29 protein-coding genes are annotated in these 25,529 nt (G+C 74.2%); 19 read left to right on the top strand and 10 right to left on the bottom strand.

Annotated elements, in window-relative coordinates:
• Nucleotides 1-110: 110 nt before the first annotated feature.
• From ACTMS9_RS00240 to ACTMS9_RS00265, 6 genes are all read left to right on the top strand, one after another.
• Nucleotides 111-371 carry a hypothetical protein gene (locus ACTMS9_RS00240; protein WP_441143632.1) on the top strand — a complete coding sequence of 87 codons (261 nt, stop codon included), beginning with the start codon at nt 111-113 and terminating at the stop codon, nt 369-371.
• Nucleotides 372-460: 89 nt separating this feature from the next.
• Nucleotides 461-1,837 (top strand): MFS transporter, encoded by a 1,377-nt coding sequence (locus ACTMS9_RS00245; protein ID WP_441143630.1) that lies wholly within the window; start codon nt 461-463, stop codon nt 1,835-1,837.
• Nucleotides 1,838-1,917: 80 nt separating this feature from the next.
• Nucleotides 1,918-2,562, top strand: coding sequence for a GAP family protein (locus tag ACTMS9_RS00250; protein WP_441143628.1), 645 nt, complete (start codon nt 1,918-1,920; stop codon nt 2,560-2,562).
• Nucleotides 2,563-2,614: 52 nt separating this feature from the next.
• Nucleotides 2,615-3,397 carry an SDR family oxidoreductase gene (locus tag ACTMS9_RS00255; RefSeq protein ID WP_441143626.1) on the top strand — a complete coding sequence of 261 codons (783 nt, stop codon included), beginning with the start codon at nt 2,615-2,617 and terminating at the stop codon, nt 3,395-3,397.
• Between the two features lie 37 nt (nt 3,398-3,434).
• A complete protein-coding gene (locus ACTMS9_RS00260) occupies nt 3,435-3,629 on the top strand; it encodes a hypothetical protein (protein WP_441143624.1) in 195 nt (64 codons plus the stop codon).
• Nucleotides 3,630-3,789: 160 nt separating this feature from the next.
• The gene (locus ACTMS9_RS00265) at nt 3,790-4,338 is read left to right on the top strand and encodes a YbaK/EbsC family protein (RefSeq protein WP_441144023.1); all 549 of its coding nucleotides are present in this window, start codon (nt 3,790-3,792) and stop codon (nt 4,336-4,338) included.
• An 82-nt stretch (nt 4,339-4,420) separates the two neighbouring features.
• Here ACTMS9_RS00265 and ACTMS9_RS00270 read toward each other — a convergent pair whose 3' ends face one another.
• The 4 genes from ACTMS9_RS00270 to ACTMS9_RS00285 form a co-directional block, all read right to left on the bottom strand.
• Entirely contained in the window at nt 4,421-5,053 is a 633-nt protein-coding gene (locus ACTMS9_RS00270; RefSeq protein ID WP_441143622.1) for a DsbA family oxidoreductase, read from the bottom strand.
• A gap of 20 nt (nt 5,054-5,073) precedes the next feature.
• A complete protein-coding gene (locus ACTMS9_RS00275; RefSeq protein WP_441143620.1) occupies nt 5,074-5,499 on the bottom strand; it encodes a SufE family protein in 426 nt (141 codons plus the stop codon).
• 144 nt (nt 5,500-5,643) lie between these two features.
• On the bottom strand, nt 5,644-6,063 hold the full coding sequence (locus ACTMS9_RS00280) for a CBS domain-containing protein (protein ID WP_210773569.1): 420 nt from the start codon (nt 6,061-6,063) through the stop codon (nt 5,644-5,646).
• 57 nt (nt 6,064-6,120) lie between these two features.
• A complete protein-coding gene (locus tag ACTMS9_RS00285) occupies nt 6,121-7,890 on the bottom strand; it encodes a proline--tRNA ligase (protein ID WP_441163833.1) in 1,770 nt (589 codons plus the stop codon).
• Nucleotides 7,891-8,045: 155 nt separating this feature from the next.
• Between ACTMS9_RS00285 and ACTMS9_RS00290 the strand changes: the two genes are divergently transcribed.
• From ACTMS9_RS00290 to ACTMS9_RS00305, 4 genes are all read left to right on the top strand, one after another.
• A complete protein-coding gene (locus ACTMS9_RS00290; protein WP_280838900.1) occupies nt 8,046-8,576 on the top strand; it encodes a SigE family RNA polymerase sigma factor in 531 nt (176 codons plus the stop codon).
• Nucleotides 8,573-9,742, top strand: coding sequence for a hypothetical protein (locus ACTMS9_RS00295; protein WP_441163834.1), 1,170 nt, complete (start codon nt 8,573-8,575; stop codon nt 9,740-9,742). Before ACTMS9_RS00290 ends, ACTMS9_RS00295 begins: the two co-directional genes overlap by 4 nt.
• Before the next feature lie 95 nt (nt 9,743-9,837).
• Nucleotides 9,838-10,110 carry a hypothetical protein gene (locus tag ACTMS9_RS00300; RefSeq protein WP_441163835.1) on the top strand — a complete coding sequence of 91 codons (273 nt, stop codon included), beginning with the start codon at nt 9,838-9,840 and terminating at the stop codon, nt 10,108-10,110.
• On the top strand, nt 10,089-10,508 hold the full coding sequence (locus ACTMS9_RS00305; protein ID WP_441163836.1) for a hypothetical protein: 420 nt from the start codon (nt 10,089-10,091) through the stop codon (nt 10,506-10,508). The genes ACTMS9_RS00300 and ACTMS9_RS00305 overlap by 22 nt, the downstream gene beginning before the upstream one ends.
• 18 nt (nt 10,509-10,526) lie before the next feature.
• Here ACTMS9_RS00305 and ACTMS9_RS00310 read toward each other — a convergent pair whose 3' ends face one another.
• Both ACTMS9_RS00310 and ACTMS9_RS00315 read right to left on the bottom strand, forming a co-directional pair.
• Complete coding sequence (locus ACTMS9_RS00310; protein WP_357616931.1) at nt 10,527-10,709, bottom strand: DUF397 domain-containing protein; 183 nt, start codon at nt 10,707-10,709, stop codon at nt 10,527-10,529.
• The gene (locus ACTMS9_RS00315; RefSeq protein WP_441163837.1) at nt 10,700-11,503 is read right to left on the bottom strand and encodes a helix-turn-helix domain-containing protein; all 804 of its coding nucleotides are present in this window, start codon (nt 11,501-11,503) and stop codon (nt 10,700-10,702) included. The genes ACTMS9_RS00310 and ACTMS9_RS00315 overlap by 10 nt, the downstream gene beginning before the upstream one ends.
• A gap of 241 nt (nt 11,504-11,744) precedes the next feature.
• Between ACTMS9_RS00315 and ACTMS9_RS00320 the strand changes: the two genes are divergently transcribed.
• From ACTMS9_RS00320 to ACTMS9_RS00330, 3 genes are all read left to right on the top strand, one after another.
• On the top strand, nt 11,745-12,113 hold the full coding sequence (locus ACTMS9_RS00320; protein WP_441163838.1) for a hypothetical protein: 369 nt from the start codon (nt 11,745-11,747) through the stop codon (nt 12,111-12,113).
• A gap of 138 nt (nt 12,114-12,251) precedes the next feature.
• A complete protein-coding gene (locus ACTMS9_RS00325; protein WP_088959629.1) occupies nt 12,252-13,019 on the top strand; it encodes an SGNH/GDSL hydrolase family protein in 768 nt (255 codons plus the stop codon).
• 2 nt (nt 13,020-13,021) lie between these two features.
• A complete protein-coding gene (locus ACTMS9_RS00330; protein WP_441163839.1) occupies nt 13,022-13,468 on the top strand; it encodes an imidazolonepropionase-like domain-containing protein in 447 nt (148 codons plus the stop codon).
• Between the two features lie 90 nt (nt 13,469-13,558).
• On the opposite strand, the gene ACTMS9_RS00335 is transcribed toward ACTMS9_RS00330, so the two are convergent.
• Both ACTMS9_RS00335 and ACTMS9_RS00340 read right to left on the bottom strand, forming a co-directional pair.
• A complete protein-coding gene (locus tag ACTMS9_RS00335) occupies nt 13,559-14,755 on the bottom strand; it encodes a hypothetical protein (RefSeq protein WP_441143600.1) in 1,197 nt (398 codons plus the stop codon).
• Complete coding sequence (locus ACTMS9_RS00340) at nt 14,748-15,275, bottom strand: RNA polymerase sigma factor (RefSeq protein ID WP_441163840.1); 528 nt, start codon at nt 15,273-15,275, stop codon at nt 14,748-14,750. Before ACTMS9_RS00340 ends, ACTMS9_RS00335 begins: the two co-directional genes overlap by 8 nt.
• Before the next feature lie 114 nt (nt 15,276-15,389).
• Here ACTMS9_RS00340 and ACTMS9_RS00345 point away from each other — a divergent pair, with 114 nt between their 5' ends.
• The gene (locus tag ACTMS9_RS00345; RefSeq protein ID WP_346537455.1) at nt 15,390-16,292 is read left to right on the top strand and encodes a sulfurtransferase; all 903 of its coding nucleotides are present in this window, start codon (nt 15,390-15,392) and stop codon (nt 16,290-16,292) included.
• Between the two features lie 56 nt (nt 16,293-16,348).
• On the opposite strand, the gene ACTMS9_RS00350 is transcribed toward ACTMS9_RS00345, so the two are convergent.
• Nucleotides 16,349-16,933 carry a TetR/AcrR family transcriptional regulator gene (locus ACTMS9_RS00350; protein ID WP_441163841.1) on the bottom strand — a complete coding sequence of 195 codons (585 nt, stop codon included), beginning with the start codon at nt 16,931-16,933 and terminating at the stop codon, nt 16,349-16,351.
• Between the two features lie 100 nt (nt 16,934-17,033).
• On the opposite strand from ACTMS9_RS00350, the gene ACTMS9_RS00355 reads away from it, so the two are divergent.
• Both ACTMS9_RS00355 and ACTMS9_RS00360 read left to right on the top strand, forming a co-directional pair.
• A complete protein-coding gene (locus tag ACTMS9_RS00355) occupies nt 17,034-18,188 on the top strand; it encodes an FAD-dependent oxidoreductase (RefSeq protein WP_441163842.1) in 1,155 nt (384 codons plus the stop codon).
• 9 nt (nt 18,189-18,197) lie between these two features.
• Complete coding sequence (locus ACTMS9_RS00360; RefSeq protein WP_441163843.1) at nt 18,198-18,767, top strand: VanZ family protein; 570 nt, start codon at nt 18,198-18,200, stop codon at nt 18,765-18,767.
• Here ACTMS9_RS00360 and ACTMS9_RS00365 read toward each other — a convergent pair.
• Nucleotides 18,658-19,947, bottom strand: coding sequence for an MFS transporter (locus ACTMS9_RS00365; protein WP_441163844.1), 1,290 nt, complete (start codon nt 19,945-19,947; stop codon nt 18,658-18,660). The two genes, ACTMS9_RS00360 and ACTMS9_RS00365, sit on opposite strands and share 110 nt — an antisense overlap.
• 113 nt (nt 19,948-20,060) lie before the next feature.
• Between ACTMS9_RS00365 and ACTMS9_RS00370 the strand changes: the two genes are divergently transcribed.
• From ACTMS9_RS00370 to ACTMS9_RS00380, 3 genes are all read left to right on the top strand, one after another.
• Entirely contained in the window at nt 20,061-21,848 is a 1,788-nt protein-coding gene (locus tag ACTMS9_RS00370; RefSeq protein WP_441163845.1) for an HSP90 family protein, read from the top strand.
• A gap of 7 nt (nt 21,849-21,855) precedes the next feature.
• Entirely contained in the window at nt 21,856-24,693 is a 2,838-nt protein-coding gene (locus ACTMS9_RS00375) for a hypothetical protein (protein ID WP_441163846.1), read from the top strand.
• Nucleotides 24,694-24,826: 133 nt separating this feature from the next.
• A complete protein-coding gene (locus ACTMS9_RS00380) occupies nt 24,827-25,453 on the top strand; it encodes a TetR/AcrR family transcriptional regulator (protein ID WP_441143586.1) in 627 nt (208 codons plus the stop codon).
• The last annotated feature ends 76 nt before the right edge of the window (nt 25,454-25,529 follow it).

Consider the following 25,529-nt stretch of genomic DNA (forward strand, 5'->3'; position numbering starts at 1 on the left):
CCGTTATGCCGTCGGAAGGAGGGAAGTTTGCGCCGGTAGGGGCGCATGGAGGCGGGGTGGACGTGGAATCCGGGTGGGCGTCGGAGGAGTCGGATCAGGAGGAGGCCGCAATGAGCACCATCACGCGACAACTCAGCGGTGGCCAGGAGATGGTCCGTGCGTACACCCGCCGGGTGCAGGTCCCGATGATGGGCGAGATGGCGGTGCCACCGCCGGACAAGCTCGCCTACTACGCGGGGCTGGGGGTGCTGGCCGCCCTCCAGGTGATCGAGTGGCCACTGGCGCTGGTGGTGACCGCCGGTCACGTCCTCGCCGACCAGCACATGTCCGGCCTCGCCAAGGGACTCGGCGAGGCGCTGCAGTCGGCCTGAGGAGACCGGGCTCACGGTTGACCTCAACCCGGGTTGAGGTCGCAGGCTGAGCCCATGTCGATCACATCTCGCCGGGCCCGGTCGGGCCGGTGACGGCCACCGCCACGCCGCCGGTCGCCCCGGCCGCCCGCCTGTACGACCCGCGCCTGCGGGCGATGACGGTGGGCAGCGTCGCCCTGGTCTCCCTGCTGGCGTTCGAGGCGCTGGCGGTCGGCACCGCGATGCCCACGGTCGCCCGCGCGCTGGACGGTCTCGCCCTGTACGCGCTCGCCTTCGGCGGCACGTTCGCCGCCGGGGTGCTCGCGATGGTGCTCTCCGGCATCTGGTGCGACGCCCGGGGTCCCCGAGTGCCGATGTGGAGCGGGGTCGGGCTCTTCGTGGCCGGGCTGCTGCTGGCCGGCACCGCCACCGCGATGGGGCAGCTCGTCGTCGGCCGGGCCGTGCAGGGCTTCGGCTCCGGGCTGCTCTCGGTCGCGTTGTACGTGGTGGTCGGGCAGGCGTACCCGGAGGAGCTGCGCCGGCGGGTGTTCGCGGCGTTCGCCGCCGCCTGGGTCGTACCGTCGCTGGTCGGGCCGGCGGTGGCCGGGCTGATCGTGGAGCACCTGGGGTGGCGCTGGGTCTTCCTCGTGGTGCCGGCGGTGGCGGTCCCGGCGGCGCTGCTGGTCCACTCCGGCCTGCGCACCCTGTCCGCGCCGGTCGGCGGTCGGGCGCCCGCCGGGGCGCTGGCGAGGATCGGCTGGGCGGCCGGGGCGGGGGTGAGCGCCGCACTGCTGCACCACGGGGGGCAGCAGCGCGGCGCGCTCGCCGTACCGCTGGTGGTGCTGGCGCTGGTCGGCCTGGCCTGCTGCGCGCCCCGGCTGCTGCCGGCGGGGTTCCTGCGTGCGGCGCGTGGGCTGCCCACGGTGATCGGCCTGCGCGGTCTGGCCTCGGCGGCGTTCACCGGCGCCGAGGTGGTGATCCCGCTGATGCTCTCCCGCGAGCGTGGCTTCACGCCGACCGCCGCGGGTCTGGTGCTCACCGTCGGGGCGGTCTCCTGGTCGGCCGGCTCCTGGTTGCAGGGGCGGCTGCCGGCGCCCCGCTCCTCGGCGGCGTTCCCCCGGGCCGGGCTGGCCTGCATCACGGTGGGGACCGCGACGGTCGCGCTGGTGGTCGCCCCGGCCGTGCCGGTGGCGGTCGCGGTGGCGGGCTGGGCGGTGGCCGGCACCGGGATGGGCCTGCTCTTCCCGTCCCTGTCGGTGCTCACCCTGGACCTGTCCGCCCCCGGTGAGCAGGGGCGCAACAGTTCGTCGCTGCAACTGGGCGACTCGCTCTTCGCCGCCACGGTGCTGGCGCTCACCGGCACCGTGCTGGCCGCCGGGGCGGCGCCCGGTCCGGTCGACTACGCGGGGATGCTGGCGGTCGCGGCGGGCTGCGGCCTGCTCGGACTGCTGCTCGTCGGGCGGGTGGTGCCCGCCGTACCCCGCTGACCCGCCCCGCCCGTCCGGCGGTCGGGTGATGCGGCGAATCGGCCCTGGCCGGCGGGGTGGGCCGGGAGGATGGGAAGGCGATGAGCTTCCTGACCGTCCTGCCGTTGGCCGTGGTCATGGTGGCCGGCACGCAACTGGTCGCGGCGGTCTTCCTCGCCTCCGGCGACCGGCCGCGGCAGGCCTCGCTGGGCTTCCTGGCCGGCGCGGCGGTCGTGGTGATGGCCGGTACGACGGCCGCCTGGCTGGTCACCCGCCGCGTGACCGGCCTCGCCGAGGACGTCGGGGCCGGCCCCCGTGAGGAGATCAGGACCGCCATCGGCCAGGTGGTGCTGGCGCTGCTCGTGGCGCTGGCCGCGGTGGTGTTCCTGCGCCGGCACTCGAAAGGTCAGCCGGCCTGGATGAGCCGGCTGCAGCACGCGGGCCCCGGGTACGCGTTCCGGCTCGGCCTGCTGATCATGGTGGCGATGCCCGTCGACGACCTCACCATGGCCACCGTGGGGGCGAACGTCGTCCGGTACGACCTGCCGTGGTGGCACCTGGTGCCGTTCGTGCTGCTCACCCTGCTGCTGCTCGCCCTGCCGTTGCTGGCGCTGCTGCTGCTCGGTCGGCGGGCCGAGCGCGCGCTGCCGACGATGCGGGACTGGGCCGACCGCCACTCCTGGATCGTCAGCGAGATCGTCGTCGCCTTCTTCATCCTGATGACCGGGGCCGACCTGCTCAGGTGACGTCACGATCGGCCCGCCAGTTCCGTCGAGCTGTCGACCGGAAGGAGTCGAGATGAAGGTGCTGGTCACCGGTGCCGGTGGCACGCTCGGGCGGGCGGTGCTGCCCCGGCTGCGGGCGGACGGGTTCGACGTGCGGGCGATGAGCCGGCGGCCCCGGCACGACCCGGCGGCGGAGTGGGTGGTCGCCGACGTGGAGACCGGGGTCGGGCTGGCCGAGGCGGTGGACGGCGTGGACGCGGTGCTGCACCTGGCGTCGCTGCCGAACAGCCGGCGTACCCACCGGGTGGACGTGCTGGGCACCCGTGACCTGGCCGTCGCCGCCGGGGCGGCCGGCGTCGCCCACCTGGTGTACGTCTCGATCGTCGGCGTCGACCGGGTGCCCTACGCCTACTACCGGCACAAGCTGGCGGCCGAGCGGGTGGTGGCCGCCGGTCCGGTGCCCTGGACGGTGCTGCGGGCCACCCAGTTCCCGCCGTTCCTCGACGCGCTGCTGCGCGCGGCGAGTCGGCTCGGCCCGGTGATCGGCGACCCGGCGGTGCTCGCCCAGCCCGTCGACCAGCACGAGGTCGCCGGCCGGCTCAGCGAACGGCTCACCGCCGGCCCGCTGGGGGGCATCGAGGAGTACGGCGGTCCGCAGGTGCTCCGCTTCGACGAGGCGGCGCGCGCCTGGCGGGCGGCCCGGGGCTCGCGCCGGCCGTTGCTGCCGGTGCGGATTCCCGGCCGGCTGGGCAGCGCGCTGCGTGCGGGCGGGCTGACCACCACCGCCACCCCGACGGGCCGGCGGACCTGGGCGGATCACCTGGCTGACACGTACGGGGGAACCGGCCGGAGATGAAACCTCTCCCCGTTCACGTTCGCCTTACCGTGGCGCCATGTTCACCGTCATCGCCACCGTCATCCTCTACGTCTTCGGGTTCGTCTTCCTCTACGGCGTGATCCGGCTCGCCGTCCGGCACGGCATGGAGGACCTGGAGGCCCGCCGGCCGCAGGTGCTGCGGGTCGCCCAGTCGGCCACCGCCGACGACCGCGCCTTCATGCGCGAGAACGCCTTCCTCAGCGGTAACTGAGCCCGCGTCCGGGCCGGCGTGATCGACCCCGTTTGCGGCGTGTCGCGGCTTCGGCAGCGTGGGACACCGCGACACGCCGCAAGCGGGGTCGATCAACCCCGCCGGCCGGGCGGGTGCCGACGGGCGGATCAGTGCGGCGGGTGCGAGGATCGCAACCGTGATGGGGACGTTGAAGACCGAGCCTGCCCGCACCCGAACCGACCTGCTGGCGTCGCCGGTCGCCGCCGCGTTGGCGCAGTGGCCGGTCGAGGCTCCGGTGGACGTCGAGGACGTGCTGGTCGCCCCGATCGACGCGACGCTCGCCGACACCGCCGCCTTTTGCGCGGCGTACGAGGTGGGGCTGGACGTGTCGGCGAACTGCGTCGTCGTCGCCGGCAAGCGGGAGGGGGAGATCCGCTACGCCGCCTGCGTCGTGCTCGCCACCACCCGGGCGGACGTCAACGGGGTGGTTCGGCGGGCGCTCGACGTGCGCAAGGCGAGCTTCGCCCCGATGGCCGACGCGGTCGAGCTGACCAGCATGGAGTACGGCGGGATCACCCCGATCGGCCTGCCGGAGAGCTGGCCGATCCTGGTCGACTCCCGGGTGATCGCGACCCCGCACGTGATCATCGGATCCGGTGTCCGGCACAGCAAGATAGCGCTGCCGGGCCCGGCGCTCGGCGCACTGCCCGGCGCCCGGGTCGTCGAAGGACTGGCCCGCCCGGCCTAGCTCATCGGGTCGGCTCAGCCGGCCAGCTCGTCACGCCCGTCGATGTGGTTGCACGTGAAACATCACGGGGATCGATGCCCGGTCAGGCGCCCGACTCGCGGCGCTCCACCTCGGACAGGGCTGCCAGCAGCGTCTCCGGCTCCTGCGCGCCGGTGACCGCGTACTTGCCGGCCAGCACGAAGGTGGGCACGCTGCTCACCCCGAGCTGCTGGGCGGCGGTCAGGTCGGCGGCCACCTCGCGGCGCCCGACCGGGGAGTCGAGGTGGTCGCGGACCTCGGTCTCGTCCAGGCCGACCTTGCCGGCCAGCTCGACCAACGCGTCCCGCGAGCCGAGATCCACCCCGTCGGTGAAGTGCGCCGCGTAGAGGGCCTCGACCATCTCCTCGGCCAGGCCGCGCTCGGTGGCGTACCGGATCAGCCGGTGCGCCTCGAAGGTGTTGGCCTGCACCGCGCGGTCGAAGCGCAGGTCCAGCCCCACCCCGGCCGCGACCTGGGTGACCTGGGCGAACATCGCCTCCGCCCGCTCCCGGCCACCGAACTTCGCGGCCATCGCCTCCACCAGCGGCTTCGGCTCGGTCACCGGCGTGGGGTCGAGCTGGAAGGGGCGGTAGCGGACGGTCACGTCACCGCCGTACGACGCCAACGCCTGCTCCAGCCGGCGCTTGCCGATCCAGCACCAGGGGCAGACCACGTCGGCGTAGATCTCGATCTCCATAACGGGGGTGAACAGCCAGCTCAGGCCGCTTGTTCCCGGACCTGGCGCTTGAGCCGGGCCAGGATGGCGGTGCCGCCGCGCACCCGCAGCGGGCTGATCGCCTGGGCCAACCCCATCCGCTGGTAGAGGTCGTCCGGCACGGCCAGCACCTGCTCGGTGCTCGCCCCGTCCAGGCCCTCGGCGAGGATGCCGGCGAAGGCGCGGGTGGTCGGCGCCTCCGGCGGGCAGTCGAAGATCGTGCTCACCGTCCGGTCCGGGTTGACCTCGGCGCGGAGGAAGAACGAGGTCTGGCACTCGGGCACCTGCTCCATGCCCTCCCGGTCCACGCCCGGCGGCAGGGGCGGGATGACGTCGGCGTATTCGAGCAGCATCTCCAGCACCACGTCGCGGGGTGCGGCGGCGAACTCCTCGACGATCTCGGCCAGCTTCGTCGGCATCTCGGGCATCCCGCCAGGCTACCGCCGCCCGCCCGGGACGCCCGGCGGTCGACGATCGGCGACCCGGCTTCCGGTGACGAAGGTCGCGGCTGGCGGCCATCGACCCGGCACCGCCACGCCCACGAGAGCGAGGGGCACCGGGTCGATCACGGGTCAGGCGTTCGGCGCCGCCTCGCTGATGTCGGCCAGCGCCGAGGTCGGGTCGAGCTGCATGGCCAGGTCGCCCAGGGAGACGATGCCCACCAGCTTGCGCTCGTTGTCGCAGACCAGCACCCGCCGGATGTTGCGCTCGCGCATCAGCGACGCCGCCTCCGAGGCGGTGGAGTGCTGCTCGATCATCACCACCTCCCGGGTGGTGATCGAGCCGATGGTGGTGGCCGACGGGTCGCTGCGCTCGGCCACCGCCCGCACCACGATGTCGCGGTCGGTCAGCACGCCGGCGAGGGTGGCGCCGTCGGTGACCACCACGTCGCCGATGTCCGCCTCCTTCATCACCCTGGCCGCCTCGTCCAGGGTGGTCTCCGCCGACAGGTAGACCACCTGCTTCGTCATCACGTCACTGACCCGGTACATGAGAGCCTCCGATAACACCCTTGCTCGATCCCGCAGCGGTACCCGGTGGCGCGCCCGCTACACCCGGTTGCCGAGGGTTCGGCCCACCTCGTCGACCAGCCGCTCGACCAGCCCGTCCACCGGCAGCTCCACCCGCTCGCCGCCGGCCCGGTCGCGCAGCTCGACGTACCCGTCGGCGAGCCGGCGGCCGACCACGACGGCGCGCGGGATGCCGATCAGCTCCGCGTCGGTGAACTTCACCCCGGCGGAGACGTTCACCCGGTCGTCGACCAGGACCCGCAGGCCGGCGGCGGACAGTCGCCCGCCGAGGTCGAGCGCCGCGTCGAGCTGCGGCCCCTTGCCGGCGGCGATCAGGTGTACGTCGACCGGCGCGATCGCCGCCGGCCAGAGGAGTCCCCGCTCGTCGTGGTGCTGTTCGGCGATCGCGGCCACCGCCCGGGAGACCCCGATGCCGTAGCAGCCCATGGTGGGCCGGACCGGCTTGCCGGCCGAGCCCAGCACGTCGACCGCGAAGGCGTCGGTGTAGCGGCGGCCGAGCTGGAAGATGTGCCCGATCTCGATGCCCCGGCGCATGGTCAGCTCACCGGTGCCGCAGGCCGGGCAGGCGTCGCCGGGGCGCACCTCGGCCGCCTCGATGGTGCCGTCCGGGGTGAAGTCGCGGCCGGCGACCACGTTGGTGGCGTGCCGGCCCGGCTCGTTGGCGCCGGTCAGCCAGGCGGTGCCGGTGACCACCCGCGGGTCGACCAGGTAGCGGATGCCGAGCTTCGCCATGACCTGCGGTCCGATGTAGCCGCGGACCAGCTCCGGATGGGCGGCCCAGTCGTCGAAGACGGCCACGGTGGCCGGGGCGAGGGCCGCCTCGACCCGCTTCAGGTCCACCTCCCGATCACCGGGCAGCCCGATGACCAGCAGGTCCGACGACTCCACGCCCGGCCGGCGCACGCTCAGCACGACGTTCTTCAGGGTGTCGGCGGCGGTCCAGTCGTCCCGGTCGGCCAGCCGGCGGGTGTTCGCCAACTCGACCAGCGAGGCGATGGTGGGTGTCTCCGGGGTGTCGTGCACCTCGGAGGCCCGCTGCGCGTCCGGGTCCGCGGCGGCCGGGGCGGGGGTGGTCACCGCCTCGGTGTTCGCCGCGTAGTCGCATTCCGTGCAGCCGACGAAGGTGTCCTCGCCGACCGGCGTCGCGGCCAAAAACTCCTCCGACGCCGAGCCGCCCATCGCCCCGGACGTCGCGTGCACCACCGTGTAGTCGAGCCCCAGCCGGTCGAAGACCCGCCGGTACGCCGCCCGGTGCCGCTCGTACGATTCCTGGAGGCCGGCCTCGTCGAGGTCGAACGAGTAGGCGTCCTTCATCAGGAACTCGCGCCCGCGCAGCAGTCCGGCCCGGGGCCGGGCCTCGTCGCGGAACTTCGTCTGGATCTGGAACAGCGTCACCGGGAAGTCCCGGTACGAGGTGAAGAGGTCCTTCACCAGCAGCGTGGCCATCTCCTCGTGCGTCGGGGCGAGCAGGTGCTCGGCGCCCTTGCGGTCGGCGAGGGTGAAGAGGAGGTCGCCGTACTCCGTCCACCGGCCGCTGGTCCGGTAGGGCTCGGCCGGCAGCAGCGCCGGAAAATGCACCTCCTGGTCGCCGACGGCGGTCATCTCCGACCGGACGATCTCGGTGACCCGGTCCAGCACGAGCTTGCCCAGCGGCAGCCAGGTGTAGCCGCCCGGCGCGGCGCGACGGATGTAACCGGCGCGCAGCAGGAGCCGGTGGCTCGGCACCTCCGCGTCCGCCGGATCCTCGCGCAGGGTCCGCAGCAGCAGGGTCGACGTACGTAGCAGCATTCGCGCAGCGTACGACCGGCGCGGCGGGGCCGGCGACGCCATTACGCGGGTCGGTGCCGAAACTTGTCGCGCACATCGGCCGTCCGGCCGGCAACCCGGCGATCCCGGGGTGGCGTCTGGAAAGGCATCAACGACTACCCCAAGGATCGGCTCGTGTGGACCCTCTCCTGAGTGAGTTCGACTCGTTCGTCCGTACCCGGACGCCGGCGCTGCTGCGCTCGGCTTACCTGCTGACCGGTGACCAGCACCTCGCCGAGGATCTCGTCCAGTCGGCACTGGCCCGTACCCACCGGTCGTGGGGTCGGCTGCACGACAGCGGCAACGCCGAGGCGTACACCCGCAAGATCATGTATCACCTGCAGGTCTCCTGGTGGCGACGCCGGCGGGTGCCCGAGTCGATGACGGGCGAGCTGCCCGAACCACGCGGAGGCGACTCGGGCCCCGACCACGCCCACCAGACCACCCTGCGGCTGACCCTGCGGGCGGCCCTGGCCAAGCTCTCCCCGAAGCAGCGGGCCGTGCTGGTGCTGCGCTTCTTCGAGGACCGCACCGAGGCCGAGGCCGCCGAGCTGCTCGGCGTCACCGTCGGCACCGTCAAGAGCCAGACCTCCAAGGCACTGGCCAAGCTGCGCATCGTCGCACCCGAGCTCGCCGAGCTGTACGTCCTGGAAGGAAGCGCCCGATGAACGACCAGCGTCTCCGGCTCGACCTCGCCGACCTGGCCGAGGAGGTCACCCCGGTCGACCTGCGGGACCGCGCCCTGCGGACGTCCCGCCGGATCGGCATCCAGCGCGCGGTCGCCACCTCGGCCGCGGCGGTGGTGCTGTTCGGCGCGGCCACCGGCACCGCGTTCGCGTTCCTGCCGAACCGGGGTGCCGACCCGATCCCCGGCACCACGCCGTCGGTCACCGCCAGCCCGTCGCCCACCCCGTCCCCGACCCCGTCGCCCTCCGGCAGCCCGTCGATCGCCCCGCCGGCCACGTCGACCAGCAGCCAGCCCGCCAGCAGCGCCACCTTCGGCCGGCTCCACTACGGCCCGTTCACTCCGGGCGGGGCCGAGACCACCCACCTCTACTCGTGGAAGCCGGGTGACACCCCCGTCCGGCGGCTCGCCCTGCCGGTAAACCCGGCGCAGCTCAACGCCGCCGTCTCGCCGGACGGCCGCCGGGTGGCCTGGGTGGAGGACGGCGGCGCGCTGTGGACCTCCGCCCTGGACGGATCCGGCAAGCGCAAGCTCCACGACCTGGTCGACAACATGTGCTGGTCGCCCACCTGGTCGCCGAACTCCCGGCAGCTCACCGTGCGGCTGGGCGCGGCGGACGGCAGCTTCTCCAAAGCCGGCCTGCTGGACGTGTCGTCCGGCGCCTTCACCGAGGTGGCCGGCTTCGACGGCTGCCACCCGGTCTGGGCCGCCAACGGCACGGTGGCCTTCGCCGACGGCTCGAACGGCACCGTCGTCGTCACCGACCGAAACGGCGCCGGGCGGCGCACCATCCCGGGCCTCGGCAGCAAGGGCAGCCGGTACGTCTGCTTCGACGTCGCCAGCATCTCCCCGGACGGGCGGCGGATCGCGCTGTTCCGGATCGACCGCGACGGCACCTATGGCGACGCCGCCCGCGACCTGATCGTGAATGCCGTGCTCGACACCCGGACCGGCAAGGAGATCAGCCTGCCGCTGGGCGGCCGCGAACTGCGGCAGGCCTACTTCCAGGCGGACGGCTCGCTGGTGGCCCGGGTGCGCAGCGGCAGCCGGTACACCCTGATCCTCGTCGACAAGGCCGGGAAGAAGGTCGCCGAGAAGCCCGAGCCGAGCAGCCTGGCGTCGATGCAGATCATCGCCGCCGTGGACTGACCCATCGGGTACGACAGGGCGGGCCGTCCTCCGGGACGGCCCGTCGTCGACCAGGGCAGCCGCGAGGACGGACGCATCGCATCCCCTCAGGGTCCGTGCTGTTCACGCTGGTCGGCCAACTCCGCTGCGCTTCCATCCGTCAGCGAGCGCGATCCGCACGATCTGCCGCCGACATGGTTGACGAGCGAGGTGTGGCGCAGGCGGCGGGCCTGTGTCCCCACCAGTTCCAGCAGGTACGCCTGGAGTGTTTGGCCTCGGCCTTCGGCGTGGGCGGCCAGAGCTTCCCGTACCTCTTCCGGCACGTCACGAATCCGGAGAGCAACCATGCGATCACTATGCACGAAGCGTGGTCCAACTCGGCAGTCTGAAGCCGATCAGCAGTGCAGGCGGCTGTCTAGCCTTTGGCATGCTCGAAGGTGGCTCCCGCAAGCGCAATCAGCCCGCACCGCCCCACGTGATCTTCGAGGTGCTGACGGAGCCGGATCGCGATCCGGCTCGCCCCTGGTTGCTGCTCCTAAATGACGAGGATCGACCGCAGTTGCTGAGCAGCGAGGCAACGCACCTCGTCATCTGGTCCTCGATCTGGCGGAAACGGCCGGACGCGCGGGTACGGTTCGACCTCCTGTCCGACGGCGGAGGCGGGACAGACCTGCGCTGGACCCTGTTCCTGGCCGAGCCGCTGCCGGAGCCGGCGCTGCTGGGGCACATGCGTAAGCGACTCAACCAGCTGATCAACGCGAACCTGCGATTCACGTTCGGTCAGTAGGTGGGCGGGCCCAGACTGTCAGCGCCGCTTGGCGAAGGTGACGAACGCTCGCCAGGTCTGCGGGTCGAACGTGAGCACGGGGCCGGCCGGGTCCTTACTGTCGCGGACGCCGACGACGCCGCAGACCGTGTCGGCAACCTCGATGCACTCGCCCTGGCCGCTGCGGGTGGACTTACGCCAGGTAGCGCCGGTCAGGTCCATGACGTCACCACTTCCTTCATCAGCTCGATGGACTGCCGGCGAGACAGCGCCTCGTTCCGAACGCCTTCCCACCGCGACAGCAGGATAGCCATTTCGTCATCCTTGTCGATGACAACGCCACCCAGATGGTTCTCCAGGTGTCCGATCCACCCTGCGTCCACGCCGCGCGCGAGAGTGAACGGCCCGGTCAGCCCGACGTGCATGCTGACCTCGGTCGGGATGAGATGCACGCTGATGTTTGGTAGACCTGCTCGTTCGATCAGGCAGGTGATCTGCTCCGCCATGATTCCCTGAAAGTCCTCGTCAACCCGACGAAGGACGACCTCTTCGATCACCGCCACGAGTTCAGGCGGGTTCGGCCGGAGGAAGATGGACTGTCGATCGATCCGGACGGCCACTCGCTTGTCGACTTCGTCGTCGGTGAGCGTGCCATTGGCGCGGATGACGGTTCGCGCGTAGTTCTCCGTCTGCAACAACCCCGGAATCAGCGTGGGTTGGTAGCACCTCAACTGCTGGGCCTGGCGCTCCGCCTCCAACCAAGGCCGGAACCAGCTCGGCTGCCCGTCCCGCTCGGCGAGCTTCAGCAGCGACGTCAACAGCCCGCCCGTGCCCAGCACCTCGTCCGCCCGCTTGAGGAAGAACCGGTCGAGCGGGCGCTGGCCCAGCTCGACCGCGGAAACCTGGGAACCCGAGAAGTGGACGAGTTTCCCGAACTCCTCCTGACTCAGCTCGGCGTTCACCCGCAGCCGGCGCAGTTGGGCCCGGATCAGCTCGGCGGTCGGCTCGCCTTCCACAGTTCCTCCACGATTCCCTCGGCGTCTCCACGGCCCGTCCCCGCGGCCGGAAGAGCTGACCGGGCTTCGCCCCGACCAGCGTCGATGCCTTCCGACGGTAATGGTGTCCTCACCAGACTGTCACGTAGCGGGTCGCCTTCCGTCCGGCCCGCTCTGGGGCCGCCCGTGACCCCCCGCGCAGGGGCGGCCCCGCCCCACGTCCGGAGGAGGTCGAGATGCGCCAACCGCTCCGCTGGTTGCGGTGCCGGGCGAACGGGAGCAGCGGGTGATCTTCAGCCAGCTCCCGGTACCCCGCCTCGGCCCGCATGCCGATCGGCCTCGGGCGTATCCGCCGGGCCGCCGGCCGCACCTGCCGATCCGCCCGCTCTGGGTGTGCCGGGCCTGCGGCCTGCCGTGGCCCTGCGCCGAGGCCCGGCTGCTGCTCAAGATCGAGTACGCCGATCAGCCGGTCGAGTTGGCCATCTACCTCTCCGGGCTCTATCACGAGGCCACCCACGACCTGTTCCGGCTGAACCCGCACGACGGGCCCACTCCACGGGAGCTGTTCGCCCGGTTCGTCGCGTGGGGGCCGTACCGGCGGCCGATGGTCGAGCCCCCGGACGACCGGTGAGCCGAGCCGCCGGGTAGCGGTCCCTGGTGGAACCGGATCGATGACCTCCGCCACGTTCGCCCGACGGGTAGCTGCGCGGGTCGGACCCGGTGTCAGACTGGTCGCCGCAGGCAACGAAGAGCGTGAGGGGGAGGCGGCGTGCGCTGGCGCAGCTTCGTCGCGGTGGGGGACAGCTTCACCGAGGGCATGGATGACGCGTACCCGGACGGCACCTACCGCGGGTGGGCCGACCTGGTGGCGACCCGACTGGCCGCCGAGGCCGGCCCGGACTTCGGGTACGCGAACCTGGCCATCCGGGGCCGGCTCTTCCCCAGCGTGGTGGCCGAGCAGGTGCCCGCCGCGCTGGCGATGAAGCCCGATTTGATCAGCTTCGCGGCCGGCGGCAACGATGCGCTGCGCCGTACCTTCGACCCGGACGCCCTGGTCACCCGCTTCGACGACGTGGTGCGGCAGCTCCGCTCCGGCGGCGCCGACGTGATCCTCTTCCGGTTTGCCGACGTGATGGCGCGGTTGCCCGGCCAGCGCCTGGTCGCCCCCCGGATGGAGCTGATGAACCGGGCGGTCGGCGAGACCGCCGAGCGGCACGGCGCGATCCTGGTCGACCTGTACGCCGACGACACCTTCCTCAACCCGATGCTGTGGAGCACCGACCGGCTGCACCTGTCGGCCGCCGGGCACCGGCGAGTCGCCGCCCAGGTGCTGACCGCGCTCGGGGTGGGCTGCGACGAGGAGTGGCTGCTGGTCCCCGAGCAGCCGGCTCCCACGCCCTGGCTGGCCGCCCGCGCCGCCGACCTGCGCTGGGCCGGCCGGCACCTGGCCCCGTGGATCAAGCGGCGGCTCACCGGGCGGTCCTCGGGCGATACCGTCACCGCCAAGCGCCCGCTGCTCGGGCCGGTCAGCGACTGACCGTGCGGACCATCCACGCCGCCACGCTGCTGCGGTCGACGCCGGACGACGAGCCGGTCGCCGGCCGCGCGGTGCTCGTCACCGGCAACCGGATCGAGGCGGTCGCGCCGCTGGACGAGCTGACGGAGGCGTACCCGCAGGTGCGGGTGCGGCGGTGGGCCGGCACCCTCGGGCCGGCGCTGGTGCACGACGGGCCCCTGCCGCCGGCACCGAGCCCGCGCGAGCGAGTGCACGCGCTGTTCCGGCTCGGCGTCGCCGCGGTGCTCGCCGCGCACGTCACCGAGCCGGAGCTGCGGTCCGCCGCCGCCCGCAACGACGTCACGGTGCTGGACGGCCCGCGCCCGCCGGCGTTGGTCCCGAACGGCCGGGCCGACCTGGCCGTCTTCGCCGACGACGGCACCTGCCTGGCCACCGTGGTCGCCGGGCGGCTGGTGCACCGCCGCGCCTGACGAGGGCCGGTCAGCCGGGCCCGCCCGGTGGGGAGCGGCGCGACGGTCACCCCGGGCGGCCGATACCCCGTTCGACCGCAGGTGCCGACGTCAGGAGAACCAGGTCCAGGTGCGGTCGGTGCCCGAGCCGACGCCGACGATGCGCCAGGCTCCCTCACCCTGGAGGACGAGGGTGCCGTCGCGCAGCGCCCGGAGCGCCACCTCGCTGCTCCCGCTGTGTGCCAGGGCGTCCCGCAGCGCCGGCTGGTCGACGTAGCTGCCGTTCACGTAGAAGCCGACCCGGCCGAAGCTGTTGACGAGGATCGCGCCCTCGCCCGCCGCCGCGACCCCGTTGGCCGACAGCCGGTGCGGCAACTCCGGTCGCGGCTGCCACTCGTCGCCGACCAGGTGCCAGACGGCGCGTTCAGCACCGTCGACGAGCCAGACGTCCGTGCCCTCCGGCGAGACGACGGGCCGGCCCTCGGCCGCCACGGACGGCAGCTTCCGCCAGGTGCGCGCCTGGTCGGCGCTGACCACGACGGTCGTCCGGCCGTCGGTCATCGTGCTCACCCAGAGCCGCCCGTCGTTGCCCTCGACGAGGTCCGCAGCGGAGCCACGGTCGAGGGTCAGCGGAGGCTGTTGCCGGACCGGGCGGGAGTCGACCCGGGCGAGGTGGAACGACGCGCAGTCCTGCCCGCGCGCCTCCAGCTCCGGCGGGCAGGCCAGCCGGAAGCCGGAGGGCGAGTTTGGCGACGCCCGCTGCTCCAAGGGCGGTTCACTCTCCGGATGGCGGGTGAACGTGCGGCCGCCGTCCGTGGTGACATGGAACTCCTGCCCGGTCACGACCGTGGCGGTCTGCCCGTCGAGCGCGTCCAGGTATGCGCCGCCGTCGGAGACCGGCAGCGCGGAACCCTGCCAGGTCGCCCCGCCGTCGGTGGTCCTTCCCAGCGTCCGTCGGCAGCCGGTGGGAGCCTCCCGGGTGCAGGTGGTGAAGAGAGCCCAGCCGTGCCGGGCGTCCACGAACTCCAGGTCGGCCAGCTCCCCGACCGCCCCCGGCACCACGACCGTCCGCCGGGCCATCGCCGGGGGCTCCGGCGGGGTGGGCGGTCCGTCGTGGCGGCCTGCCACGGCGAACGCCCCGGCCGGACCGCCCAGCAGCAGGGCGATCATCCCGGCCAGCAGGCCCCGGCGCCGCCGCCGGCGCGCGCGGACCCGGGCCTGGGCCGCCGCGACCCCCGGCGGGCGGATGACGGTACGGGCGTCGGCCTCGAACTCGGCGAACATCTCGTCCAGGGCGGTCTCACGCATCGTGGGCCTCCTGCCGCTCGGTGAGGTGGGTGGCCAGCGCGGCGCGTCCCCGGAAGAGCCAGGAGCGGACGGTGCCCTCCGCCGCACCGACCTGCTCGGCGATCTCCCGGACGCTCAGCTGGGCCAGGTGGTGCAGCACGATCGCCCGCCGCTGCGTGGCGGGCAGGGTGGCCAGCGCCCGGGTCAACGCCACCCGGTCGGGTTCCGGCCCGGGCACGTACTCCTCCCGCTGCCGGGCCAGGTGCCGGACGGCGGTACGCACCCGGCGCAGCCGGCTGGTCGCCAGGTTCCAGGCGACCCGGCGCACCCAGGCGGACGGGTCGTCGTACCCGCTGACCCGGTCCCAGCGTTCGAGCAGTCGGCAGAACGCCTCCTGGGTGAGGTCCTGCGCCTCCGCCCGGTCCCCCAGGTACGCCTGCAACTGCACCGCGATCCGGTGGAAGTGGCCCTCGTAGAGGTCGGTGAAGTCCACGGGTGGCGTGACGGCCCGGGTCGGCCCGGTGTCCGGCCGTACGGTCATGTCGATCCTCTGTGGTCGGCGGGTTCGTCCCTGTCACGTGCCGGCGGTCACATCCGCTGCACCCGATTTCCGATGGCCGGCCGCCGTGCCGGGATCCGGCGTACCTTGGAGATCATGCCTGTGCCGAGCGATCCGAATCCCCGCCTCCAGTCGTACGCCGATCCGCAGCGCCTGGTCACCACCGAGTGGCTGGCCGAGCACCTGGGCGACGAGGGCCTCGTCGTGGTGGAGTCCGACGAGGACGTGCTGCTCTACGACACCGGTCACATCCCGGGCGCCGTCAAGGTCGACTGGCACACCGAGCTGAACGACCAGGTGACCCGGGACTACCTCGACGCGAAGAGCTTCGCCGAGCTGTGCGCCGCCAAGGGCATCGGTCGCGGCGACACGGTGGTCTTCTACGGCGACAACTTCAACTGGTGGGCCGCGTACGCGCTCTGGGTCTTCTCGCTCTTCGGCCACGCCGACGTACGGCTGCTCGACGGCGGCCGGCAGAAGTGGATCGCCGAGGGGCGGGAGTTGACCCGGGAGAAGGTGACCCGTCCCCGCGCCGAGTACCCGGTGCCGCAGCGCGACGACACGCCGATCCGGGCGTACCGGGAGCAGGTCATGGCGCACGTGGCCGCCGGCCGGCCGCTGGTGGACGTCCGCTCGCCCGGCGAGTACACCGGCGAGATGCTGCACATGCCGGACTACCCGCAGGAGGGCGCGCTGCGCGGCGGGCACATCCCGGGCGCGGTCAACAAGCCGTGGAAGTCGGCCGCGAACGAGGACGGCACCTTCAAGTCCGCGGACGAGCTGCGCGCCATCTACGCCGATCAGCTCGGGCTGAGCCCGTCGGACGACGTGGTGGCGTACTGCCGGATCGGTGAGCGGTCCAGCCACACCTGGTTCGTGCTGCGGCACCTGCTCGGCTACCCGCAGGTGCGCAACTACGACGGTTCGTGGACCGAGTGGGGCAACCTGGTCCGGGCGCCCGTCGCCAAGGGTGACCAGCCGGGCGGCATCGCCGGCTGATCCGTCCCGCGCCCCCGACGGCCGTGGTCACCGCTGGGTGACCACGGCCGTCGTCGTCACGGCGTACGCCCGTCCGGGACCGCCCCGGTCAGGTAGCGCTGGAGGGTGGGGCCGATCCAGGCGACCAGCTCGGCCGGTGTCGCGTCCACCATGGGCGGCAGGCCGACGATGTAGCGGGTGAAGGCCAGGCCGAGGGTCTGGCTGGCCACCAGGCCGGCGCGGCGGGCGGTGGTCGCCGGGTCGGTGCCGAACCGGGCCACGGCCGCGCCGAGCTGGTCGGCGAAGATGCCGCGGATCCGCTCGGCGGCACCCGGGTTGGTGCTGGCCGCCCGGAGCAGGGCGGCGAGCGTCTCGTCGCCCTCCCAGCGGTCCAGGAAGTGCCGGACCAGCACCTCGCCGAGCTGCCCGGTCGGCACGTCGGCCAGATCCGGCAGCCGCAGGTCGAACTCGGCCGCCGCCGCGAAGAGTCCCTCCTTGTTGCCGTAGTAGCGCATCACCATCGACGGGTCGATCCGGGCGTCGGCGGCGATGGCGCGGATGGTGGCGCGTTCGTATCCGTCGGCGGCGAACCGTTCCCGGGCGGCGCGCAGGATCGCGGCGCGGGTGGCGTCCGAGCGGCGGGCGGGCGTTGCGGCGGTCATGTCCCCGACTCTATGCCAACAAGCGTTGACACGATGTTCCGCCCCGGCCTAGCCTTGCCTACAAGCGTTGGCAAACAATTGTTGGCATAGGAGGTGGGCCATGTTGCCCGAGCGCACCGACGTCCTGGTGGTGGGGGCCGGGCCGACCGGCCTGACCGTCGCCGCCACCCTCGCCCAGCGGGGGGTGGACGTGACCGTGGTCGACCGCGCCGCCCAACCGCCGGTCACCTCCCGGGCCGCCGTCGTGCACGCGTACACCCTGGAGATGCTGGACCGGATCGGCGCCGCCGCGCCGCTGGTGGCCCGGGGAGCGGCGTCGCGCCGGTTCACCGTCCGTGACCGCGACCGGGTGCTGTTCGGCGTCGGCTTCGGCGAGCTGCCGAGCCGCTACCCGTACGCGCTGCTGGTCTCCCAGGCGGTCACCGAGGCCGTGCTGACCGACCGGCTCACCGCGCTGGGCGGCCGGGTCCACCGGCCGTACGAGGTGAGCAGCCTGGACCGCGACGCCGCCGGCGCGGTGGTCGGGTTCGCCGACGGCGGCCGGGTCCGCGCCCGGTGGGTGATCGGCGCGGACGGCATGCACAGCACCGTGCGCGAGCTGGCCGGGATCGGCTTCGGCGGACCGGACGGCCGCGGCGAGTCGTTCGTCCTCGCCGACGTGCGGGTGCGCAGCGTGCTGCCCCGCGACGAGATCGCGCTCTTCCTGGCCCGGCCGGGGCCGCTGGTCTGGGCGCCGCTGCCGGACGGGGTGGTCCGGGTGGTCGCCTCGGTCGCCCAGGCCCCCCGCGCGCCGGACGCCGCGTATTTCCAGGCGCTGCTGGACGAGCGGGGGCCGGCCCGGCGGCCGGACCGGGTGACCGACGTGATCTGGAGTTCCCGGTTCCGGATCCACCACCGGGTCGCCGAGACCTACCGCGCCGGCCCGGTGCTGCTGGCCGGCGACGCCGCGCACGTGCACAGCCCGGCCGGCGGGCAGGGGATGAACCTCGGCATCTGCGACGGGGTCGCCCTCGGCGACACCCTCGCCGACGTCTTCGCCGGCGGACCCGACACCCTGCTCGACGACTACTCGGCCGCGCGCCGACCGCTGGCCGAGGAGGTCGCCGGCTTCGCGGACCGGCTGACCCGGCTCGCCACCGTTCCGCCGGCCGTCCGCCCCCTGCGCGACCTGCTGCTCCGCGCCGTCGCCGGCGCGCCGGCCGTCCGTCGGCGGCTGGCGCTGCGCCTCTCCGGACTGGCCCAGCGTCCGGGCTAGGCTGCCCCGATGGGGCAGGTGTGGCGGGAGTGGGGCGACGTGCTGCTCGCCACGCTGGTCGCGGTGCCGGTGACGGTGCTGCTGGTCGCACTGCTGGCTCGGGCCCGCGCCGCGCCGACCCGCCGGGAGGCGTGGCGGCGCAGCGCCGTCGAGGTGGGCATGGTCGCCGGGACGCTGCCCTGGGTGTGGATGATCCTCACGCCGCGCGCCGCGCCCGGCGAGGTCAAGCTGGTGCCGCTGCGTGACCTGGTCGATCTCGTCGCGGCCGGCCCACCGGCCACCGTCGTGGTCCAGGTGGTCGGCAACCTGCTGGTCTTCGCCGCGCTGGGCTTCCTCGCCCCGGTACGCTCCGCCGCCCTCGCCGGCGTCGGCCGGCTCTTCCTGCTCGGTGCCGCCGCCTCCGTACTGGTCGAGTCCGCCCAGTACGCGCTCGACCTCGGCCGGGTCACCTCCGTCGACGACGTGCTGCTCAACGCGACCGGAGCGGCCCTGGCCGGGCTGCTGTCCCGGCGGTGGTGGGCGGGGCGTCATCCGGTGCCGGCGCGACCGGCCGCAGTGCCCGCCACGCCGCGAGCGTGACCAGCGCGAAGACCACGGCAGCCGCCCCGACCACCGGGCCCACCCCGTACGCCGCCCCGGCCAGCCCGGCGAGCGCCGCGCCGACCGGCGCGGTGAGCAGTGCCGCCATCCGCTGGGTGGCACCCACCCGACCGAGCAGCGCGGCCGGCACCCGGCCCTGCCCGTACGCCGCCCACAGGCTGTTCCACACCGTGCTGCCACCCGCGAAGACGGCCAGCGCGAGTCCGGCCGGCACCGGGTGCCGGACCAGCGCGAACCCGGCCAGGGCGACGGTCTGCGCGAGGAGCACCGCGCGCAGCGCTGAGGTGGTGCCGAGCCGGGTGGCCAGCCGCCCCGCCCCGAGCGCCCCGGCCAGCCCGCCGGGCACGACCGCCGCCATGAACAGCCCGTACCCGGCCGGCGGCACCCGCAGCACGTCCAGCGCGTAGAGGACCAGCACCGCCATCAGCGCGCTGATCGCCAGGTTCGTCCCCGCGCTGAGCAGGGTGATCCGCCACATCGTCGGCTGACCCCGCAGCCACCGCACCCCGTCGGCGGCCTCCCGCCACACCGAGCGCCCCGCGCTGCCGCGCTCGCGGCGACCCTCGCCCCGCCACCGGGGGTCGGCGGCGGGGCGGGACAGGGCGAGGGTGAGCAGGGCGGCGAGGGCGAAGGTGGCCGCGTCCACGGCGAGCGGGACGCTCGGCGAGACCGCGAAGAGCACGCCGGCCAGCGGGGCGCCGAGCAGGCCGCCGGCCAGCGCGGTGCCGGCCTGGAGGCGGCCGTTGGCGGCGGGCAGGGCCGGCGCGGGCACCAGCGCGGGAAGCAGCGCGAACGAGGCGGCGTCGAAGAGGACGCCGAGCGCGGCGAGCAGGAACGCCGTCGCCACCAGCGCCGGCACCCCGGCCCGGTCCACCGCCACCACGCCGGCCAGCGCCGCCACCACGGCCGCCCGCAGGGCGTCCACCAGTGCCATCGTCCGGCGGCGGTCCCAGCGGTCGGCGTACACGCCGCCGAGCAGGCCGAGCAGCAGCGGCGGGAGCTGCCCCGCGACGGTCACCACGGCCACCGCCCGGGGGTCGCGGGTCAGCGTCGCGGCCAGCAGGGCCAGCGCCGGCGTACGCAGGGCGTCGCCGAACCGGGAGGAGACGGCGGCGGACCAGAGCAGCCGGTAGTCCCGGCCGAGTGGGGTGGCGGTCATGCCGACGGACCCTGCCGCCTCGACCGGGTCGAGGGTCAAGGCGACCGGAAAGGGGTCGGACAGCGTCGGTGATCACCGGTACGGTGAGCGCCGAATCCGACCGGGGAGAGCGTGTGGACCGCACCTTCCAGGTCGACCTCCGTGGCGTGGTCGACCTGCTCAGTCATCACCTCTACGGCAGCCCACGGGTGTACGTCCGGGAACTGCTCCAGAACGCCGTCGACGCGATCACCGCCCGTCGGGCCACCGAACCGGACGCCCCCGCCCGGGTACGGATCGAGCCGCCGGAGCTGACCGGCGACGGCACCCTGCGGGTGCACGACACCGGCGTCGGCCTCACCGAGGCGCAGGTGCACGAGCTGCTGGCCACCATCGGTCGCAGCTCCAAGCGCGACGAGCTGGGCTTCTCCCGGCACGAGTTCCTCGGCCAGTTCGGCATCGGCCTGCTCTCCTGTTTCCTGGTCGCCGACGAGATCCGGGTGGTCACCCGGCACGCCGACCAGCCGACCGTGCTCTGGACGGGCTGGTCCGACGGCCGGTACGCCGTCCGGCCCGCCCCGCCCGAGCAGGCCCGGCCGGAGCCCGGCACCACGGTCACGCTGGTGCCCCGCCGCGACGCCGACCAGTGGCTCGGCGTGCCGACGGTGACCGAGCTGGCCCGCCTCTACGGCAGCCTGCTGCCGGTCGACGTGCGGGTCGGCGACACCCCGACCACCGCCGGGCCGCCGCCCTGGCCGACCGCCCCCGGCGCGCCGCTGGACCGGGCGGCCCTGGTCCGGTACGCGCAGGAGACCCTCGGCTTCGTCCCGTTCGACGTGGTGCCGCTGGCGGTGCCGGAGGCCGGACTGACCGGGGTGGCCTTCATCCTGCCCACCCCGGTGAACCCGGCGGCGCGGGCCGGGCACCGGGTCTACCTCAAGCGGATGCTGCTCACCGAGCACGCCGACGGGCTGCTGCCGGACTGGGCCTTCTTCGCCCACTGCATGGTGGACGCCAGCGAACTGCGGCCCACCGCCAGCCGCGAGGCGCTCTACGAGGACACCCTGCTCACCGGCACCCGGGACGCCCTCGGCGACCAGGTGCGCGGCTGGCTGGTCCGGCTGGCCAAGCACGACCCGCGCCGGCTCGCCGAGTTCCTCCAGGTGCACCACCTGGGGGTCAAGGCGCTCGCCCTGCACGACGACGAGATGCTGCGCCTGGTCGACCAGTGGTGGCCGATGGAGACCAACGTCGGCACGCTCACCCTCGCCGAGTTCCGGCAGCGCCACGGCCTGCTCCGGTACGCCGCCAGCCTCGACGAGTTCCGCCAGCTCGCCGCCGTCGCGGCGGCGCAGGACCTGGCCGTGGTCAACGGCGGCTACACGTACGACACCGAGCTGATCGAGCGGCTGCCCGCGGTGGACCGGTCGGTGCTGATCGAACGGCTGGAGCCGAGCGACCTGACCACCCGCTTCGACGCGCTCGAACCGCACGTCGAGCTGGCCCTGCGGCCGTTCCTGACCGGCGCCCAGCGGGCCCTGGAACGGCTCGGCTGCGAGGTGGTGGTCCGGGCGTACGACCCGGTCTCGCTGCCGGCGCTCTATCTGGTCAGCCGCTCGGCGGCGTTCAACGACCAGCTCGCCGCCAGTCGCGAGAAGGCCGACGAACTGTGGGGCGGCGTGCTGGACGCGCTGGCCGCCTCCGCCCCGCCGGACCGCCCGCAGCTGGTGCTCAACCACCGCAACCCGCTGGTCCGCCGGGTCACCACGCTGACCGACCCGGAGCTGGTCGGGCTCGCCGTCGAGGCGCTCTACGGGCAGGCGCTGCTGCTCGGGCACCACCCCATCCGCGCGGCCGACGCCGCCCTGCTGAACAGTTCCTTCCTCGGCCTGCTCGGCCGGGCCGTACCGGGACGGGAGTGAACCGACCGTGAGCGACGACGACCTGTGGCGGCTGCTGCACGAGGCCCACAACATGCCGTACGGGGCGGGGCAGACCGCCGCGCTGGAACAGCTGATCCGGCGGGCCGACGCCGGCGACGACCGGCACCTCGCCTTCGCCGCCCGGATGCAGGCCACCACCGCGTACGTCTACGGCGGCGAGCCGGCGAAGTCCTTCGTGACCTTCTCCTGGTGCCTCGCCGAGTTCGACCGGGACCCGCAGCCCTACCACCAGCGCTTCGCCCACCAGCTGCTCTGGCACTTCAAGTACATGGTCAGCGCCATGCTGAAGTTCCCCGAGCTGCCGCTGGACCGCACCTACGCGGTGCTGGATGACATGGAGCGGCGCTACCGGGACACCGGGCACTCGCCGCAGGCCGTGTACAAGCACCGCTACCTGGTGGCGTCGCACCTCGGGGCGCACGACGAGGCGGCCGAGTGGTACCGCCGGTGGATGACCACCCCCCGCGACGCCCTCTCCGACTGCGCCGGCTGCGACCCGACCACGCAGGTGCACCACCTGTGCGAGGTGGGCCGGCACGACGAGGCGGTGGCCCTGGCCGAGCCGGTGCTCGCCGGCCGCCTCAGCTGCACCGAACAGCCGCAGGCGATCCTCACCGCGCTGCTGCCGGCGTACCTGCGTACCGGCCGGTCGGAGGCCGCGCGGAACGCGCACCGGGAGGCGTACCGGCGGCTGCGGTCGAACCTCTCCGACCTGTGGGAGATCGCCGACCACGTCGAGTTCTGCACCCTGACCGGGAACGACGCCCGCGCCCTGGAACTCGTCGAGCGGCACCTGGACTGGCTGGACCGGGCACCCACCCCGGCCGCCGCCATGCACTTCGCGGCCACCGCCGCGGCGGCGCTGCGGCAGGTGCCGGGCGAGCTGACCGTGCACCGCCGGGCGTTCGGCGACCGGCCGGCCGGCGAGGTGCCGGTGGGCACCCTCGCCGCCGAGCTGACCGACACGGCGACCGCGCTGGCCGCCCGGTTCGACGCGCGCAACGGCACGGCGTACCAGTCGGAGGTGGTCGCCCGGCGGCTCGCCGCGCAGCCCGTCGGGGAGCACCTGCCGCTCTCGGCCAGCCTGCGTCGCCGCCCGACCCGCACCCCCGAGCCGGCGCCGGCCGACGTGGCCGAGGCGGAGCCGGTGCAGGTGCCGGCCGGGGCGAGCGCCGAGGAACTGCTCGCCCTCGCCGACGAGTGCTGGCGCACCCACCGCACCGACGACTGCACCACCGTCCTCAAGGCGTACGACGAGCGCTTCGGCGGTGCCGAGCTGCCGGCGGCCACCGTGGCGCGCCGGCTGGAGCTGCGCGCGGGCGAGCTGAACGACGACGGTGACCCGGCGGCCTCCATCGAGGCCAACCGGGTGGCCCTGGCCGCCTGGCGGGCGGTGCCCGACCCGGTGCGCGCACAGGTGGTGGCCGGGCGCCTCGGCGCGCTGCTCTGCATGACCGACGAGGGCGCCGAGGAGGGTCTGGCGCTGGCCCGCGAGTCGGCGGAGCAGCTCGACCGGCACGGCGACCAGCGGGAGCGGGCCGCCGCGCACGACCGGCTGGCCCTGGCGTACGTGCACCGGCAGCGCTGGGCCGACGCGCTCGACGAGATCGACCGGGCCGCCGCCGAGGCGGACGTCGACCCGTGGCTGGCGGCCCGGGTGGCGCTGCACCGCGCGCACGTCCTGGAGGAGCTGGACCGGGGCGAGGAGATGGGCGACGCCGCCGAGCGGGCCCGCCGGCTCAGCCGCGAGGTGGGTTCGGCCGGCATGCTGGTCGCCGCCTGCCTGGCGTACGCCCGCTGGGCCGACGACCCGGCCGAGGCCGTCGCCGCCTGTGACGAGGCGCTGCGGGTGGCCCCGGCGGACGCCCGGCTGGCGGTCCGGGTGGCCCGGGGCCGGGCGCTGCTCGCCGCCGACCGGGCCGCCGACGCGGTGGACGACCTGGCCGAGGCGGTGACCCTCTGCGTGGAGCAGGGCGCCGAGGGGGACGCCTTCCTGCGGTGGGAGCTGGCCAACGCCTACCGGGTGGCCGGCCGGCTGAGCGAGGCCGCCGAGGTGGCCGAGGAGGCGGTGCTCGGGCTGGACCGGCTCGGTGCCCAGGCCGAGGCGGACCGGTGCCGGCACCTGCTGGCCGGCGTCTACGAGGGCCTGGGCGAGGTCGACCCGGCGCTCGCCCTGCTGGAACAGCTCGCGGAGAACCTGGACAGCCCGGACAACCTCCCGCACCGGGCGCAGGTGCTGGAGGAGGCCGGCGGCATCCTCTACGACGCCGACCGGGACGCGCTGGCAGCGCAGCGGTTCGCCGCGTCGGCGTCGGCGTACCGGCTGGCCGAGCTGCCGCTGGACGAGCTGCGGGCCCGGCGGCGGCAGTTGCTGGCGCTCTTCTGGTCCGGTGACCTGCCGGCCGCCTCGGCGCTCGTCGACGTGGTGGACGAGGGCGCGGCGGCGCTCACCGGGCTGCCCGAGGAGCCGCCCGTGGTGACGTACGAGCGGGCCCTCGCGGCCGAGGCGGTGGCCCGGGTGCTGACCGCCGAGGACCGTACGGTCGCGGCGCTGGACCGGCTGGACGGCGTGGCCGACCGGCTGCGGTCGATCGAGGCGTTCGGCGAGGCGGCGCAGGTCGAACTGCTCACCGGTGACCTGCTGCTGCGCGGTGACCGGCCGGCCGACGCGGAGCGCCTGCTCCGCGAGGTGCTGGGCGGCCTGCCGCCCGGCTCCCGGCCGGCCAGCCAGGCGGCCTGGCTGCTCGCCCGGGCCCTGGACGAGCTGGGCCGGTCGGCCGAGGCGGCAAAGCTGCGCGCCGAGCACGGGATCGAGGAGAACTGACGGCGGTCGCCGCCCCCGGGCGGCGGTGTCCGGGCAGCCGGGGGGCACGCGGTGGGCCGGCGGCGGAGGCGGTGAACCGACCGACGGGTAACCGAGCCTCCACCGCGGCCGGCGCGCGGTCTAGGCTTGCCCGGTGGCGGTGGAGCAGCAGGCGCGGGGCGGGGCGAGCGGCGCGACGGGCGCGGGCCGACGCCGGTCCCGTCGGGACGAGATCCTGGAGATCGCGGTCGGCCTCTTCGCCGCGCGCGGCTACCACGGCGTGTCGATGGACGACATCGGCGCCGCCGCGGGCGTGACCGGGCCGGCGCTGTACCACCACTTCGCCGGCAAGGAGGCGATGCTGGTCGCCGCGCTGATCCCGGTCAGCGAGGGGCTGCTCGCCGGCGGCCGGGACCGGGCCGCCGGGCACCCGGACGACCCGCGCGGCGCGCTGGAGTCGCTGATCGACTTCCACGTCGACTTCGCGCTGGCCAACCCGGCCGTGATCGCGCTGCATCTGCACGAGCTGGACCGCCTCCCCGACGAGCCGCGTCGCAAGATCCGCCGACTCCAGCGGCTCTACGTCGAGGAGTGGGTGACCGTGCTGACCGCGCTGCACCCGGGGCTGCCCGACGGCGAAGCCCGGGTGCTGGCCCACGCCGCCTTCGGCCTGATGAACTCCACGCCGTTCCTCGGCGGCGAGGTCGACCGCCGCCGCCGTGCCGAACTGCTCCGCGCCGCCACCCTCGCCGCCCTCCTCGCCCCCACCGACCCCGCCTGACCCTCCGGGCCCGCCGCGCCCCCCGCCGGCGCCTCCGGCCGCCCCGCTCTCGTCGATCAAGAAGTTTGCGTCAGGA

Source organism: Micromonospora sp. L31, from assembly GCF_052068075.1.
Classification (GTDB): Bacteria; Actinomycetota; Actinomycetes; order Mycobacteriales; family Micromonosporaceae; genus Micromonospora; species Micromonospora purpureochromogenes.